This window comes from Cohnella herbarum, assembly GCF_012849095.1.
Lineage (GTDB): Bacteria > Bacillota > Bacilli > Paenibacillales > Paenibacillaceae > Cohnella > Cohnella herbarum.
The window spans coordinates 154893-171211 of sequence record NZ_CP051680.1 but is presented as its reverse complement, the minus strand read 5'-3'; the positions used below and the strand labels follow the sequence as shown (position 1 = coordinate 171211).

General features: G+C 49.9%; 16 protein-coding genes and 1 other RNA gene. 3 read left to right on the top strand and 14 right to left on the bottom strand.

Annotation, left to right across the window (positions count from 1 at the left end; all coding sequences use genetic code 11):
• Window positions 1-75: 75 nt before the first annotated feature.
• The 3 genes from HH215_RS00805 to gltC all read right to left on the bottom strand — a co-directional run bounded on the left by HH215_RS00805 (window position 76) and on the right by gltC (window position 2068).
• A complete protein-coding gene (locus HH215_RS00805) occupies window positions 76-639 on the bottom strand; it encodes a winged helix-turn-helix transcriptional regulator (RefSeq protein WP_169278166.1) in 564 nt (187 codons plus the stop codon).
• Between the two features lie 3 nt (window positions 640-642).
• Window positions 643-999, bottom strand: coding sequence for a VOC family protein (locus HH215_RS00800; protein ID WP_169278165.1), 357 nt, complete (start codon window positions 997-999; stop codon window positions 643-645).
• A gap of 166 nt (window positions 1000-1165) precedes the next feature.
• Window positions 1166-2068: a glutamate biosynthesis transcriptional regulator GltC gene (gene gltC, locus HH215_RS00795; RefSeq protein WP_169278164.1), complete on the bottom strand. Its 903-nt coding sequence runs from the start codon at window positions 2066-2068 to the stop codon at window positions 1166-1168.
• 110 nt (window positions 2069-2178) lie between these two features.
• Between gltC and tpx the strand changes: the two genes are divergently transcribed.
• Window positions 2179-2691, top strand: coding sequence for a thiol peroxidase (tpx, locus tag HH215_RS00790; RefSeq protein ID WP_169278163.1), 513 nt, complete (start codon window positions 2179-2181; stop codon window positions 2689-2691).
• A 67-nt stretch (window positions 2692-2758) separates the two neighbouring features.
• Here the strand turns inward: tpx and HH215_RS00785 are convergent, their stop codons facing one another.
• The 4 genes from HH215_RS00785 to cshA all read right to left on the bottom strand — a co-directional run bounded on the left by HH215_RS00785 (window position 2759) and on the right by cshA (window position 5875).
• Window positions 2759-3139, bottom strand: a complete 381-nt coding sequence (locus tag HH215_RS00785; protein WP_169278162.1) for a DUF1499 domain-containing protein — start codon at window positions 3137-3139, stop codon at window positions 2759-2761.
• Between the two features lie 81 nt (window positions 3140-3220).
• Window positions 3221-3403, bottom strand: a non-coding RNA gene (gene ssrS / locus HH215_RS00780) — 6S RNA.
• Between the two features lie 37 nt (window positions 3404-3440).
• On the bottom strand, window positions 3441-4193 hold the full coding sequence (locus HH215_RS00775) for a YesL family protein (RefSeq protein ID WP_169278161.1): 753 nt from the start codon (window positions 4191-4193) through the stop codon (window positions 3441-3443).
• Between the two features lie 41 nt (window positions 4194-4234).
• Window positions 4235-5875: a degradosome RNA helicase CshA gene (cshA, locus tag HH215_RS00770; protein WP_169278160.1), complete on the bottom strand. Its 1641-nt coding sequence runs from the start codon at window positions 5873-5875 to the stop codon at window positions 4235-4237.
• 197 nt (window positions 5876-6072) lie between these two features.
• Here cshA and HH215_RS00765 point away from each other — a divergent pair, with 197 nt between their 5' ends.
• Both HH215_RS00765 and HH215_RS00760 read left to right on the top strand, forming a co-directional pair.
• A complete protein-coding gene (locus tag HH215_RS00765; protein WP_169278159.1) occupies window positions 6073-6900 on the top strand; it encodes a YitT family protein in 828 nt (275 codons plus the stop codon).
• A gap of 112 nt (window positions 6901-7012) precedes the next feature.
• Window positions 7013-8185 carry a putative glycoside hydrolase gene (locus HH215_RS00760; RefSeq protein WP_169278158.1) on the top strand — a complete coding sequence of 391 codons (1173 nt, stop codon included), beginning with the start codon at window positions 7013-7015 and terminating at the stop codon, window positions 8183-8185.
• Between the two features lie 150 nt (window positions 8186-8335).
• Here HH215_RS00760 and HH215_RS00755 read toward each other — a convergent pair whose 3' ends face one another.
• From HH215_RS00755 to deoC, 7 genes are all read right to left on the bottom strand, one after another.
• On the bottom strand, window positions 8336-9286 hold the full coding sequence (locus HH215_RS00755) for an ABC transporter permease (protein WP_169278157.1): 951 nt from the start codon (window positions 9284-9286) through the stop codon (window positions 8336-8338).
• Between the two features lie 3 nt (window positions 9287-9289).
• Window positions 9290-10366, bottom strand: coding sequence for an ABC transporter permease (locus tag HH215_RS00750; RefSeq protein WP_169278156.1), 1077 nt, complete (start codon window positions 10364-10366; stop codon window positions 9290-9292).
• Complete coding sequence (locus HH215_RS00745) at window positions 10363-11892, bottom strand: ABC transporter ATP-binding protein (protein ID WP_169278155.1); 1530 nt, start codon at window positions 11890-11892, stop codon at window positions 10363-10365. Before HH215_RS00745 ends, HH215_RS00750 begins: the two co-directional genes overlap by 4 nt.
• Window positions 11893-12245: 353 nt before the next feature.
• Window positions 12246-13367, bottom strand: coding sequence for a BMP family lipoprotein (locus HH215_RS00740; RefSeq protein WP_169278154.1), 1122 nt, complete (start codon window positions 13365-13367; stop codon window positions 12246-12248).
• A 62-nt stretch (window positions 13368-13429) separates the two neighbouring features.
• Window positions 13430-14251, bottom strand: a complete 822-nt coding sequence (locus HH215_RS00735; protein WP_169278153.1) for a purine-nucleoside phosphorylase — start codon at window positions 14249-14251, stop codon at window positions 13430-13432.
• Between the two features lie 59 nt (window positions 14252-14310).
• Entirely contained in the window at window positions 14311-15612 is a 1302-nt protein-coding gene (locus tag HH215_RS00730) for a pyrimidine-nucleoside phosphorylase (RefSeq protein WP_169278152.1), read from the bottom strand.
• Window positions 15613-15646: 34 nt separating this feature from the next.
• Window positions 15647-16318, bottom strand: a complete 672-nt coding sequence (deoC, locus tag HH215_RS00725; RefSeq protein ID WP_169278151.1) for a deoxyribose-phosphate aldolase — start codon at window positions 16316-16318, stop codon at window positions 15647-15649.
• Window position 16319: the final 1 nt, after the last annotated feature.

The window sequence follows — 16319 nt, the reverse complement described above, 5'->3', positions numbered from 1 at the left end:
ACTAACACTTTTTTTGTTTTGGTTTATCGCAGCCGCAATGCCGCTCAAGCAATCTAACGCCGACGATGCGCCGACTTAGATCAACGAAGACAAATCAACCGATAATCGATGGACGGGATTCCGCGCATGACTGGAAAGCTGGTATAGAAACGAAGGTCGGGGCTGCTCGGACACCATCTTCCTAATGAGGCCCTCGGCGTTCAACTCGTCGAGACGCATAGACAGCATGCGAGGCGTTACCTGATCGAGTACTCGGCGGATTTCTTGGAAATGCTCATGCTCGAAACCAAGCGTCAGCAGCACCGGAATGTTCCATGCTTTAGCCGACAAGGAGCCGTGCGCGATATTCGTTTCGGCGAGTTGAATGGCCTTGGCCATTTCTCTCCAATGCTTGCCTTCTTCGGTAAGCTTATATTCAGGCAACAAAGGATGGCGACGTTCATAGGGCGAAAGATGTTGAATGACTCCAAGCTGAACTAACTGTTTTAAGTTATCGCTCAGCCTCGCAGGCGCAATGTCGAGCTGACGCTGAAGGGGCGTAAACCTTCCCCCGTTAGATTCCAATTCAAGCAGTATCGGAATCGTCCAACGACCCGAAAGCTTCTGCGCGGCTTGAATAACAAGAGCTTCTTTATTCATTATCTAAGTCAAATCCTCAGCTAACATTAAGCTGTGCCCATCAGGATCGGTAAACGTTGCTAGCTTTGTCATATTCGGGATCGTTTCGATATCGCCAATAAATGTAACGCCTTTACGCGCTAAGACTTCAACCGCCTGCTCGATGTTATGTACTTCGAACACGGTTGAAGAAGTGGAAGGAATGACTTCCACACCCTCAGAGAAACCAATAATACAATCGTCAGTGTTCGTACGAATCATGGCCATTCCACTTTCCGCATCATGAAACTGTAGTTGAAAATCAAGCTGCTTCGTATAAAATTCCAATGAGCGTTCGATGCTGGTAACATTATACCAAATCGTGATTCCCGGTTTATACATTATTCAACCTCCTTTTAATATCGTTATTATACTAGGTATAAAAACGATATTAAAGGTTGTTTTTACTTTTATTTCCGGAACCGCGGCAATGACTGCTCGATATTACCGAGCAGTCTTGCGATTTCGCCTCAACGACGCGGAGATACTTGATTGTACACATACCGGGTCATTGCTCTTGGTATTGGTTTTTGAAAAATTCAAGCAGGAAACTATGGAACATCTGCACGACTAGCGGCATCTTTTCTCCTGTTCTGCGAATTATCCCGATCGTACGGGTAACGTGGGGCTCGCTTATTTTAACGACGGCCGGCATCATCGAGCTCGTTTCGTACATCGCCATCTTCGGCAATAAGCTAACGCCCATTCCGGCGGCCACAAGACCGCGAATCGTCCCCGCCTCTTCCCCTTCGAATCCGATTTTCGGCGTAAAGCCGGCTTCCCTGCAGGCATCCCAGACGATAGGCCGCAAAGAATAACCCGAACTGAACAATACGAACGTGTCTTCTTTTAATTCGCTTAGCATGATCGAATCTTTTAAAGCTAATTTATGGGTTTCGGGCAGGATAGCGAACAATTCTTCCGTCAATACCACTTCCCCGGTCACCTGATCGCTTTTCTCCGGGTAAGGAGAAATAAAGGCGATATCTACTTCCGCATCGACGATATCCCGAATTAAGGAAGGGTACATCCCTTGGCGGAACCGAAATTTCACGTTCGGATGAAGCTTGCGAAACTCGGCAACGACCTGCGGGACGACATGAATGCCCAAACTGTGAGGAAACCCGAGCCTGATCTCGCCGACCTCCGGATCCAGAAATTCGTGAATCTCCATGACCGCTCGATCCAAATCCCCCAACACCGCCTCCGCGCGCCGAAGAAACAGCTGACCTACCGGGGTCAATTGAACATTGCGTCCGCGCTGCATAAACAGCCGTATGCCGAGTTCTTCCTCGAGCCTGTGTATTTGCCTGCTGACCGCGGATTGAGCCACGTGCAGCTCCTCAGCGGCTTTCGTAACGTGCTGAAGCCTCGCTACCCGCACGAAATATTCCAATTGCCTGAGTTCCAATAGAGTATCCCCTTCCACGCCCGCCCGCTTGTTCCAATGATTGGACAATGGTATTCGATAACGATTATAATAATTACGGCAAACCTTATCAATGAAGGAGGAATATATTCATGTCCCAAGAACGTGCAGCTACGCTTAAAGGCAATCCGATTACGCTTATCGGGCCCGTATTAAAAGCCGGAGATTCCGCACCTGATTTCACTCTCAACAAAAACCTGCTCGAAACGTCTTCCCTGGAAGATTATGCAGGCAAAGTCAAGCTCATCAGCGTCGTTCCTTCTATTGATACCGGCGTCTGCGACGCGCAAACTCGCCGCTTCAACGAAGAAGCTTCCAAACTGGGCGATAACGTAGTCATCATCACCGTCAGCGCAGATCTTCCGTTCGCGCAAGCGCGTTGGTGCGCGGCTGCAGGAGTCGATCGCGTATTCCTCTTATCCGATTACAAAGAAAACAGCTTCGGTAAATCCTACGGCGTTCTTATCAAAGAACTTCACTTGGATATGAGATCGATCTTCGTCTTGGATAGCAACAATCAAATCACTTACGTTGAAGTACTGGGCGAAATGACCGAGCATCCGAATTACGAAGCAGCAATCGATGCGGTTAAAAGCCTGATCTAAACGAATACAACAAAAGCGAGGTTAGGCCAAGCGCCTACCTCGCTTTTCTATTATGCTTGCGCATGATCTAAGTTTTATAAGAGGACAGTTTACGATCCAGAACACTATAAATTTCTTGGATGATTCGATAATTCGCACCCAAATCGCCAAGCGAGCCTCGGGATGCCGAGTAGATGTCTACCGCCGTGTTGCCGGGGCTTGTACCGACCACTTGGATCGTAATATCCATCGTGCGGCCGGACATTGTTTTCTTCTCCATCACGATCTCGCCGACCGTCTGAACCTCATGGAGAACTTTATACCCCTTCATCTTCTTCAGTATGGAACTGACCTCGTCCCAAGCACGATCCTTCGAAAGCCGATAATAATGAGACTTGAGCTTAGGATCTTTGGCTTTATCGCTCGTATGTTCATGGCTGCGGATTAATCCAATCAGCAATCGCTTCAATGCTCTCTCTCCCTCCGGGTACCCTTGGCGCTACATTCTATCTTACCACGCCTGACCCGGGGATTAAAGTCCAAGTATAAGAAAAAACCCGCCTTTGCCGTCCGACGTGCATGTTTCTGAACCTGCTTTGGCAGGTGGGTGCCCGCAGCGCAGCTTTTGACTTCCCTTTTCGGGGGCATGTCAGCCACTAGGCAATCTAGAGCTCCCTGGAAACAAACATTGGTTCAAAACAATTAAGCGTCGTAACGAACAAGGCAGGATTAATCTCATTATAAGCAGGTAGGCAAGAAAAGTAAAATGGTTAGCCTTGGGATTTCTTCTCTTCTTCCTCGTCGTCCTCCGAGGACTTTTCGGTCTCGGCCTCTTCCTTCAGCAACATCATCTTCTGTATAACCATATTGAAGTTATAGAAGGTATATACGGCGATAATGCTTCCGAAGAAGAACGGGATCAGAAACGTAAATCGCGTACTTATGAATAAAACCGCAACCGCTCCAATTGCCATGATTAAGGATCGAATCGGACGACCGATCGTTAGAATCAGGGCATTCTTGAGCAATTGAATCGTTTTCATATGAAAATGCGATAAAAGGGAGAAGAAATGCAACAACGAAATCAGCAACAATAGCATAAGCGCGATAAATAAATACGCGAGCAATTGAAATCCAGCCATTTGCTTCAGATAGACTTGGAAATCAATGATCAATATCGCGAACAGCAACGCATAGAAAACGCCGCCGATCATAGCTTGTACGTAATTTTGCTTGTAGTTGCGGAAGAAGGTCTTAAATAACGGGACGTCGGTATCTCCCAGAACCCATTTCCGGGCGACCGAGAACATCGCGGAGGTCGCCGGAAACAAGGTAAACGGAGCCACAATTGCAAGCGGAATAATGATCGCTTGCAATTGCGCAACGTCTTTCGCCGTAAGGAAAGTAATCATCATAAACCAAAACGGAAACGCTGTGAGAAGCCACAATACGTTCGTAACTGACAACCTCATGATCCATTCGGACAGCTTATAAAAGCCGCCCATCATGCCCCGCATTTCCATGGGGATTCCTCCCTGATGACGTTCGTCAGTAAGCTACTGGCTTAGATTTTAACGAAATCTTCGTTCTGAGAGCGACTTCCGCGATATTCTTCCCGACGTTCCGGGCGCGGTCCGCGATTGGCATCGCGGTAGCTGCTATCATCACGAGTACTGCTGGAACGATTGCCGCCACTGTAAGGCTTACGTTGCCCGCCACTATAGCTGGATCCGCCTCTGGAATCGCCGCTGCGACCTTGCCCTTGACGCCACGCGCCGCCTTGACCGCCGCTGCTGCTTCCGCTTCCGCCGTAACGACGTCCGCTGCTGCTGCCATAGCTGCCGCTTCCGCCGCGGTTACCTTCGAATTTACGCTTCTTGGAACGAATCGGATCCTCGGGCGTTAGTTCGATGTTTACGTCCTTCTTGTCGCCGGTCAGCAATTTCATTGCCGCCGCTAACAGTTGAACGGAATCATATTGCTCGAGAAGCTGCATCGCCACCCATTTGAACGGGTTGACTTCTTCTTCCGAACGAACGGTATCCATGATACGTTCCGCCATTAGCTTTTGTTTGCCTTCCATCGCTTCCGACAGAGTTGGCAATACTTTCTTGGAAATCCGATGACGCGTCACTTTCTCGATGAAATGCAAGTGATCCGTTTCGCGTGCGGTTACGAAAGACCAGGAAGTTCCTTCTTTACCCGCGCGGCCGGTACGGCCGATCCGGTGAACGTAGCTTTCCGGATCTTGCGGCAAGTCGAAGTTAATAACGTGAGTAACTCCGGATACATCCAATCCGCGCGCCGCAACGTCGGTTGCGACAAGGATATCGATGCTGCCGTCGCGGAACTTGCGCATTACGGTATCGCGTTGGTTCTGCGACAAGTCGCCGTGCAAGCCATCGCATGCATATCCGCGTTTCATTAACGCTTCCGAAAGTTCGGCAACACGGCGTTTCGTACGACCGAAGATGATAGCCAATTCCGGCGGTTCCATGTCGAGCAAGCGGCAAAGTCCGTCAAACTTCATGCGTTCTTGAATTTCAACGTAATATTGCTGAATCAACGGCGCGCTAAGCAGCTTCGATTCGACTTTGACATGCTCAGGATTGCGCAAAAATTGCTGGGCAAGCTTCTGGATGTTCGCCGGCATTGTCGCCGAGAACAACAACGTTTGACGCTCTTCCGGAACGAGCTTCAGGATGGATTGGATATCCTCCATGAATCCCATGTCCAGCATTTCGTCCGCTTCATCCAATACGACCGAACGAACATCGTCCAAGCGAATGGTTTTGCGGTTGATGTGGTCTAACAAACGACCGGGTGTTCCGATAATGATTTGCGGCTTCCGTCTCAATGACCGGATCTGACGTGAGATGTCTTGACCGCCATATATAGCCAAGGAACGAAGTCCCTTGAAACGTCCAAGCTTCTCGATTTCTTCCGATACCTGAATCGCGAGCTCCCGAGTCGGGGCCATGATCAGGGCAACAATGCGATCTTCACTCGCTGCAATCTTAGTGATGAGCGGAATACCGAATGCTGCTGTCTTACCTGTACCTGTCTGGGCCTGCCCGATCATATCTCTGCCTGCTATGGCAACGGGAATGGCTTTCGCTTGGATTGGGGTCGCCTCTTCAAATCCCATCTCCGATATGGCTTGAAGAACATCAGGCTCCAAACCAAACTCTGCAAATGTGCTCAAACTTTTTCAATCTCCTTCTGTGTTGGGCCTTCAACTTACGGCTTCCAAAAAAATGATCAGTTCATTATAGCACAAACCTGCTTGTAAACTCCAGTCTCAGGAAAAGGATACCATTTATTTGAATGATCGGCTTTTCCCGGGGGAACCTAAGGTCGCTAAGATCCGTTCGTTCCGTTTGATTACAAAGGAGTGCTAACATGAAAAGGATTGCCATAATCGGCCCCGTATTTTTGATGATAATCAGTGCCGCCGCAGTCGGCTGTGGCTTTCAACTGCTGCTTATTCCGGAAAAGCTGCTAAGCAGCGGGGTTTCCGGCGTCGCCATGGTCATTGGTTACTTGAGCGGTTGGAATATCGGCTGGTTGTATTTTGCCCTGAATGTCCCGATTTTGCTCTGGGGATATCGAATTTTAGGGAAACGATTTATCGTGCTGAGCATGGTAACCGTTGTATCCACGGCATTCTTCTTGCAGGTAATACCCGAGATTAAATTGACGGACGATCGTCTCCTTGCCTCCGTATTCGGCGGCGTGCTCGTCGGGTTGGGCACAACCGTCTCTTTAAGATATGGAGGCTCTTCGGGCGGCTTTGACATCATCGCATCCATTATATCACGTTACAGGGACTTACCCATCGGTATCCTTACGGTTCTTCTAAATACTTTTGTCGTCGCTGCCCTTGGCTTTCTCAAGGATGATTGGAACGCCGCTCTCTATTCTATGCTGTCGATCTACTTAACGGGAAAAATAATTGACGCCGTCCACACTCCCCACCATAAAGTGACCGCGTTTATCGTTACCAATCACACCCAGGAGCTGGCTTCCAGGCTTCTAAAGATCCCCCGTGGGGTTACGATCATCAAGACGCGGGGCGCATTCACGAGCGAGGAGCGCGATATGCTAATGACGGTCACGACCCGTTACGAGCTCGCCCACCTTCGCAAAATGATTAAGGAAGTGGATGCCAAAGCTTTCGTGAACGTTGTTCAAACGATCGACGTGATCGGAGATTTCCGCAGAAAGTAAAGAAAATTTATTTTTCCGACCGTTTTCCGCAAAATACTACAAAATACCTGTGTCGACTCCCCCCCAACTCGTTTATAATCTTGTTACAGAGCTTATGGGGAGAGGGAATATAATGAATATTTTTTTAACTTTTTTTATGTTTTTGAACTCGGTATTCGGCGCCCCGCAAGCCGGTGACAATCCGAACGGAAATCTATGGAACACGATTAAGACCGGCATCCACGCGAATCCGCCGTCGTCTCCGGAAAAGGGAAGCGGCAACGCGCCCCAATCTATGGGCGGAGATCCCCAACCCGATGCCCCCGTCGTCAAAGGAGTTTACGTAACTGCTTACAGCGCAGGCGGAGAAAGAATGGCATCACTCCTTAACCTGCTGGACAAAACCGAGCTGAATTCGATGGTCATCGACATTAAAGACGATCTCGGAAATATTACTTACAAGACGGACAATCCTAACTTGCAGAAGCTTGGTAATCCTCAGCCCTACATTAAGGATATGAACAAGCTCATGACGACTTTGAAAGATCACGAGATTTACCCTATCGCCAGAGTCGTCGTTTTCAAGGACAGCGTACTCGCCAAGAAACATCCGGAATATTCGTTCGTTCAGAAAGACGGCACCGTATGGCATAACAAAAATAACGATAAATTCGTTAATCCTTATCGCAAAGAAGTATGGGAATATAACGTTGAAGTCGCCAAAGAAGCCGCCAAGCTCGGTTTCAAAGAAATTCAGTTCGATTACGTCAGGTTCCCTGAAGGTTTCGAGAAAAAAGCGGACGGTCTCAAGTTTACGAAGAACGAATTAAGCCGGGTGGATATCGTAACGGGATTTGTCGAATATGCGAAAAAAGAGCTGGAACCGCTAGGCGTCAGAGTATCCGTAGATATTTTCGGTTACGCCGCTTCCGTTCCGGCCGCCGAGGGCATCGGCCAAGATTTCGTCGGCATTTCGAATGCCGTGCACGTCATTAGCCCGATGATCTACCCTAGCCATTACAGCACGGGTTGGTTCAAACAGAAGGATCCGGACAAAGCTCCGTATGCAACGATCAAAGGCGCGATGGACGATACGCATAAGAAACTTGATCCGCTTGGCGATAAGAAACCAATCATTCGGCCATGGATTCAGGATTTCACCGCCAGTTGGTTAGGCAAAGGTCATTACACGAAGTACGGGGCGGCGGAAGTCAACGCTCAGATCAAAGCGTTAAACGACAGCGGCGTAGATGAATACTTGCTCTGGAATGCAGGAAACAAATATTCCGAAGACGCTAAATTTTAAGCACTTATTCCATTTTATGACTTAGCTAAGCAGGCATCCGGCCTGCTTAGTTTTTTTTATGCGAAGAAGCCTTAAAGCGCCGCTTCGCAAGCGGATCTTTAAGGCTTCTTCGTTAATATGGCGTGGTGTGTAAGTTGTCCATGCGCGCCGTTATCTTTTACCCGAATCGTATGGCTCTCCGACCGCTTTAGGCGCTCTTGAAGATTTAGAAAACACGATCAAGGCAATGAGCGTAACGACGTACGGGAATACTTTCAGGATGATCGGCGGAAAGACGGCTAGCGACGGAATCACTTGAGACACGTTGGCGACCGTGCTTGCGATTCCGAAGAACAGAGTCGCGGCCAGTACGCCTATCGGCTTCCATTGTCCGAAGATCAACGAGGCTAGAGCCAAGAACCCTAATCCCGCTACGCTACCCGTAAATTCTCCGGCATAGGTCACGATGATAATCGCCCCGCCTAGACCCGCGAACGCTCCAGAAATCATGACGCCGATATAACGCATCCGCTTCACGTTGACTCCGGCGGCTTCCGCCGCATGAGGGTGCTCTCCGCAAGCTCTAAGCCGCAAACCGAACGGCGTCTTATAGAGGACGAAAGAACTCAATCCGACGATAATCAAGACCAGCCACGTTGTCCAATAAGTTTTCGTAAAAATCAAAGGCCCGATGATTGGAATATCGGTCAACCACGGAATATTAAAGGGCACGAAATTGCTGATGCGGATGTTCCCGCTTCCCGTCATGTTGCGCGCAAGGAATATCGTGATCGCTCCGGCGATCATATTAATCGCCGTACCGCTAATGACTTGATCCGCGCTCAAGTTAATACTGGCGAATGCATGCAAGAGGGAGAATATCGCCCCGGCGAGCAATGCCGCGAGTAAACCGATCCAGATCACGTACGGATTATTCGGGTAAAGGGCCTGCAGTTTGAAAATCGTGAAAGCTCCCGCGAAAGCTCCCATGATCATAAGGCCTTCTAACCCGATATTTACGACTCCGCTTCTCTCGCTGAACAATCCGCCAAGCGCTGTAATAAGCAATGGAATGGTGAAAACAATGGCGTACGGAGCAATTTGCGCGATCGTTGTCCACATACGTTACTTCACCTTCCCTTCATGCTCTGACGCCGATTTGGCGTTAGCCTTGCGACGGATAAGCCATCTGATCAATCTTTCGATCAAGATGCTCGTCGCCGCGAAGTAAATAATAATAGCGATAATCGAATCCGCTATTTCCGGAGGTATCTCGGTCATCGCGTTCATAAATCCTCGACCGGAATACAGTAAACCGAAGAACAGCGCCGATAACAATACGCCGACCGGCGAATTCGCCCCGAGCAGAGCGACGGCGATACCGTCGAAACCTTGCGTCGGCAAAATCCCGATCTGGATGTTCGAAGCATTCCCCGCGTATAGCGCAACCCCGCCAATACCGGCAATACCGCCCGATATGGCCATGGACAAAATAATGCTTCGGTTAACGGCGATACCCGAGTATTCCGCCGCATGACGATTATGCCCTACGGCCTTCAATTCATAACCGAACGTCGTCTTGTTAATGATGAACGAGACGATAATAACGGCTATTACGGCTACGAATAACCCCAGATTAATATAAGAACCATCGAACATCTCGGTAAGGAAGTTTACCTTCAGCGAAGCCGCTTCCGGCAAAGGCTTCGATTCCGTTTCCAGAAACTCCCCCTTCAGATAGGCAGGAACCGCATAATAGATCGTCCAATACGCAATCCAGTTCATCATGATCGAAGAAACGACTTCATGGACGTTGAATTTCGCTTTCAATAAACCGGGAACGACCGCCCATAGAGCTCCGCCCGCGAATCCGGCGATTAACATGAGGATTAGCAGAATGGCCTTAGGAAGATCTAAGGATAGTCCGACGGCGGATGCACAGAACCCTCCGAAGAGCAATTGTCCGGCGACGCCGATATTAAACAATCCCGTACGAAACGCGAAGGCTACCGAAAGTCCGCTGAAAATCAAAGGGGTCGCCGTAGCGAGCGTATTCCCGATTCTTTCCGGATTTTTCAGTCCGCCTTCGAACAAGTAGGAATAACCGGCAATCGGATCATGACCCGTTACCGCCATTAGGACGGCCCCGGCCAGCAATCCGAATACGACCGCGAGCAAAGAGACGACTATTCTGTTGCTCATGCGCCTTCCTCCCTTTTAACGCCCGCCATCATCAACCCGATCTCGTTCTCGGTCGTTTCCGAAGCTTGTACCACGCCAATCAATTCCCCTTGGTTCACGACCGCAATGCGATCGGAAATATTCATGATTTCTTGAAGCTCTAGCGAGACGAGCAATACCGCTTTGCCGTTGTCCCGATGATTGATCAATCGCTTGTGAATATACTCGATCGAACCGACGTCAAGTCCCCTGGTCGGTTGCACCGCGATTAACAGAATCGGATCTCTCTCGATTTCCCGTCCGATGATCGCCTTCTGCTGATTGCCCCCCGACAATGATCTGGCGACGGAGGAAGCGCCTTCACCCGAACGGACATCGTAGCTCTCGATGATCTGATCCGCATACTGTTTGATCTTAGAATGGTGCAATATGCCTTTGCGCGAATAAGGTTCGCGATAATACACCTCGAGCACTATGTTCTCTGCCAAAGTATAGTCTAAGACTAGCCCGCGTTTCTGACGGTCCTCCGGAATGTGTCCGATCCCGCTCTCGATCCGATCGCGTATCGAATACCCGGTTATATCTTGTCCGTTCAACAGGATATTACCGGATTCCGCTTTGCGCAAGCCGGTAATCGCTTCGATCAAGTCCGATTGCCCGTTGCCTTCTACTCCAGCGATACCGACGATCTCTCCCGCCCGCACCTCTATGGAGAAATCTTTAAGACCGAGTACCTTCTTAGCGTTCTTAACGGAAAGCGATTCCACTTTCAACACGACCTCGCGAGGAACGCTTGCGATCTTGTCCACCTTAAAGGAAACTCTCCGGCCAACCATCATTTCCGCCATATCCGCTTCGCTCGTCGGAGCGACGTCAACGGTTCCAATCGTTTTACCGCGCCGGATAACTGTGCATCGATCGGCGAACGCCTTAATCTCCTTCAGCTTGTGCGTGATGATAATGATCGATTTGCCTTCGGCGATCAGATTTTTCATAATTCGCCCGAGTTCATCGATTTCCTGCGGCGTTAAGACCGCCGTAGGCTCGTCTAAGATCAGCACATCGGCATTCCGATATAAGGTCTTCAGAATTTCCACGCGTTGCTGCATGCCGACGGAGATATCCTCGATCTTAGCGTTAGGATCCACGTTTAAGCCGTATCGTTTGGACAGCTCTTCGATTTTTTTACTCGCTTTTTGGATATCGATCCCGAATCCAAACCATTTCCGCGGCTCGATGCCCATAATGATATTTTCGGTGACCGTAAAATCCTCGACCAGTTTGAAATGCTGATGCACCATCCCGATTCCGAGTTCATTCGCCACATTCGGATTAGCAATGCGGACTTCCTTGCCGTTTACTTTGATCACGCCTTGATCGGCTTGGTACATTCCGAACAGAATGCTCATCAGCGTCGATTTACCCGCACCGTTCTCGCCAAGCAAAGCATGGACTTCTCCCCGCTTCAATTGCAACGTAATATTATCGTTTGCGACGATGCCGGTAAATTCTTTCCTAATATTCAGCATTTCCACTGCGTATTCCATCAGTGCTTCCTCCCCTGGACAGGACGAAATGATTATTAATAGAGGTAGTTCAAAAAGTCATCTTTTGATCACGAAGCGAAGCAAGAAGCGGGTTCGACATCGAATCTTGAATTCAGCCGGGCCTTCCGGTGCTCACGTAGGTTTCGCCTACGCTCTGCTCCTCAGTCGCTAGCTTCATCCAACCTTCTCGGTGCTGAAAACCTGACTTTTTGAACACTCACTTATAGAAGTTTGTGAACTCTTGAACTCTTTCTTAGAGAGTTCAACACGCCCGATAAGCCGTTCGGCTTATCAGGTCTGTTGAACAAAAAAAGACGGAGTTCCCGTCTTTTTTGTATTCAGTTCGTTCGTTCTTACTTGATCAAGTCGCCTTTTTCGCCAGCGACTTTGACTTCACCGGATTTCAATTTTTCGTAGATTTCGGCGACTTTGGATACCGTCTCCGCGGAAAGGTTCGGATTTTCTTTCGGGATACCGATTCCGTCGTTTTTCGCATCGAATATCAGCGTTTGGCCGCCAGGGAATGTACCTTCTGCCTCTGCTTTGATCATATCGAACGCAACCGTGTCAATATACTTCATAGCGGAAGTAAGAACGACCGATTTACCGTCTTTTTCGCCATCTTTATATTGGTCTACGTCGACGCCTACGATCCATACATCGGAACGGTTTTTCGCTTCGTTGATCGCTCCTACGCCTACGCCGCCAGCCGCCGCGAAAATAACTTTAACTCCGCGATCGTACATTTGCGCAGCCAGTTGGCCGCCTGCCGCTACATTGTCGAAGCTTCCTTGGTAAATGACGTTTTCAGCTTTGAGCGATAATTTTGTGCCTAGGTTGGCATTAGCGTAAGCCAGACCTTGCTGGAATCCCCAGTTAAACTTCTGAACCGCGGGAATTTCCATACCGCCGATAAAGCCCGCTTCGCCTTCTTTGAGTTCAAGGGCAGTAGCGACACCGGCTAGAAATCCGGATTCATGCTCTGCGAAAAAGACGGAAACCGTGTTCGGTTTAACTACGTAGTTGAAGTCGCCGTTTTGCGGTCCGCCATCAATGATAACGAATTTAGCGTCCGGATATTTATCTTGGGCTTTGAAGATCGCCGTTTCGAACTTGAAGCCTGGCGCTAAGATCATTTTGAAGCCCGCGTCGTACAGGTTTCCGATTTCTTTGGAATAATCGGCTTCTGTCGTACCAGCCGGTTTCAAGTATTTCTCTTTAACTCCTAATTCCGCAACGGCTCTAAGAACGCCTTCCCAAGTCCCTTGATTAAAGGACTTATCATCGATCGTACCCGAATCGGTAACCATACCGACCTTTAAGTCTACAGCCGCCGGGCTTGACGCCGGAGCCGAGCTGCCGCTTTCTTGCGCCGGAGAACTGGCCGAATTGCCACCGTTATTTTTACTACCGCAAGCTGCGAGCACCGAGAATACGAGCGTAAGAATGGCTAGCATAATTATTCTTTTCTTCATTCTGAAAAGCCTCCCCTAATTCTAATGTTTGATGTAAAGATCAATGACCAACCCCGTCTAGCTTACAACCGCGCAACGATCTCCCTCACTAACGAGATGAACATCGGTTTCGTGCGATTGGCGACTTCAATGACTTGCTCATGGCTGAGCGGCTCCAAATGCTCGCCGATGGCCATGTCCGTCACGCAGGAAATCCCTATCACCTTCATAGCCATATGACTAGCCACGATGACCTCGGGAACCGTCGACATGCCTACCGCGTCTCCGCCAAGCTTGCGAAGCATCGTCAGTTCCGCCGGCGTCATATAAGTCGGACCCGTAATCCCGGCATATACTCCTTGCTGAACGTGGATGCCTAACGACTTAGCCGTCTCGCGGACAAGCTCGAGCAATTCCGGCGTGTACGCTCTGCTCATATCCGGGAATCTTGGGCCCAATGCAGGTTCGTTCTCCCCGATTAGCGGATTAGCTCCCGTCATGTTCAGATGATCCTGGATCAGCATGAGATCGCCGGGTTTGAAGTCGGGATTCATGCCTCCGCACGCGTTGGTCACGATAAGCTGGTCAACCCCCAACGCCTTCATGACACGCACGGGAAACGTAACCTCTTGCATGGAATAACCTTCGTAATAATGGAACCGCCCCTGCATGGCAATAACCGTCTTGTTATGGAGTCGGCCTGTTACAAGCTGACCCGCGTGACCCTCAACCGTCGAAACGGGAAAATGAGGAATCGCCTCGTAAGGAATGCGGACAGCGTCTTGAATGTCGTCTGCGAGCTCACCCAAACCGGAGCCAAGGATAAGGCCGATTTGCGGTTGAACGGTAATTTGCGTCTGTATATACGATTTCGCTTCTTCCATTCTGTGAAGCAACTGGCCCATTCTCAATTCACCCCCTTATCAAATATACCCCATACTCTATGCTCGTCCAAGTTCGTAAACTATTTCACTTCTCCGACTAACAAAGGAGGAGGGGTTAACGATTGTTCTTGAATCCGAATCGATTCGTAAATCTTAGCCGCGACTTCCGCCACCGACTCGGAATTGGAATGAATCGTCGCGATCGACTCCCCGGTATGAACGGCGTCCCCGATCTTCTTATGCAACACGATTCCAACTGCCAGATCGATGGTTGATTCCTTGGTCGCCCGTCCCGCGCCGAGCAGCATGGCCGCAAGCCCCATGTTCTCTGCCGCGATCTTCGAGACGAAGCCCGCTTCCTTCGCCGGAACCTCCGAACGATACTTAGCCGTCGGCAACCGTTCAGGGTGGTCAACGACCGAAGCATCCCCTCCCTGCGCGGTCAAGAACGTCTTGAATTTCTCGAGGGCATGACCGTTCGCGATCGATTGCTCGAGCAGTCTCCGAGCTTCTTCCTGATTAGAGGCTACACCCGATAATACGGCCATATGGCTTCCAAGCGTTAAGCAAAGCTCGGTTAAATCCTCAGGGCCGACGCCTTTCAGCGTATCTATCGCTTCTCTCACCTCTAATGCATTCCCGATCGCGTTTCCAAGCGGCTGACTCATATCCGATAGCACTGCGATCGTGCGGCGACCGACGCGATTGCCGATATCCACCATGCATGCCGCTAATTCTTCGGCTTCGGACATTTCCTTCATGAAAGCGCCGTCTCCCGTTTTCACGTCGAGAACGATCGCATCCGCTCCGGAAGCGATTTTCTTGGACATAATCGAGCTTGCAATCAAGGGGATCGAATTTACCGTTCCGGTAACATCCCGAAGTCCGTAAAGCTTCTTGTCTGCCGGAGTCAGATTATCGCTCTGGCCGATAACGGCTAGACCGTTCTGATTAACCAAATCCAAGAACGTTTGATTATCGATCTCGACGTGGAAACCCGGAACGGATTCCAACTTATCGATCGTCCCTCCGGTATGGCCTAAGCCTCTTCCGGACATCTTGGCGACGGGAACGCCGATAGAAGCAACAAGAGGCGCCAGCACGAGCGTCGTCGTATCTCCTACTCCGCCAGTGCTGTGCTTGTCTACTTTAATGCCGGAAATCGCCGACAAATCGATCGTCTCTCCGGAATGAACCATCGCCATAGTCAAGTTCGCTCTCTCCGTAGGCGTCATACCCTTGAAGAAAATCGCCATCGCCATGGCGGACATTTGGTAGTCGGGAATCGATCCGTCCGTATACCCGCTAATCAAGCTGTTGATTTCGTTTTCCGTTAGCTCTCCGCCATCGCGTTTTTTCGTTATTAAGTCGACGGTTCTCATCTGTTTTTTACCCCCTGCTTATCGCCTTCGGCGATTAGTACCCTTGTCCGACTCCGCCCGTTACGATCGCGATCGAGGAGCTTGCGCCAAGTCTTGTCGCGCCTGCCGCAATCAACTTCTTTGCGATATCCAAATCCCTCACGCCGCCTGACGCTTTAATTCCCATATCCGGCCCGACGACATGGCGAATCAACGCGATATCCTCAACGGTTGCCCCGCCGGTTCCGAAGCCCGTGGACGTCTTGACGAAATCCGCTCCCGCTTCCTTGCAGAGGAGGGAAGCTTGACGTTTCTCCTCGTCCGATAGATAACAGGTTTCGATAATCACTTTAACCTTAGCTTTCCCTTTACAAACATGAACGACCTCTTGAATATCTCTTTGGACCGCATCCGCTTGCCCGGACTTCAAGGCACCTATATTCAGCACCATATCGATTTCCGTAGCGCCGGCTTTGATCGCGTCTTCCGCTTCCGCGGTTTTGATCTCTGTTCTGGTTGCCCCGAGAGGAAACCCGATTACGGTCGTCACTCCCACGCTGCTCCCCGCCAGTTCACGGGCGGCAACGGGTACCCAGTAAGGATTCACGCATACCGTTGCGAAACCGTATTGCTTCGCTTCCGCGCATACGCGGATAATTTCCGCCTCCGTGCTTACCGCGACTAACAATGTATGATCGATCATTCCTGCGATTTGTTCAGGTGTCATA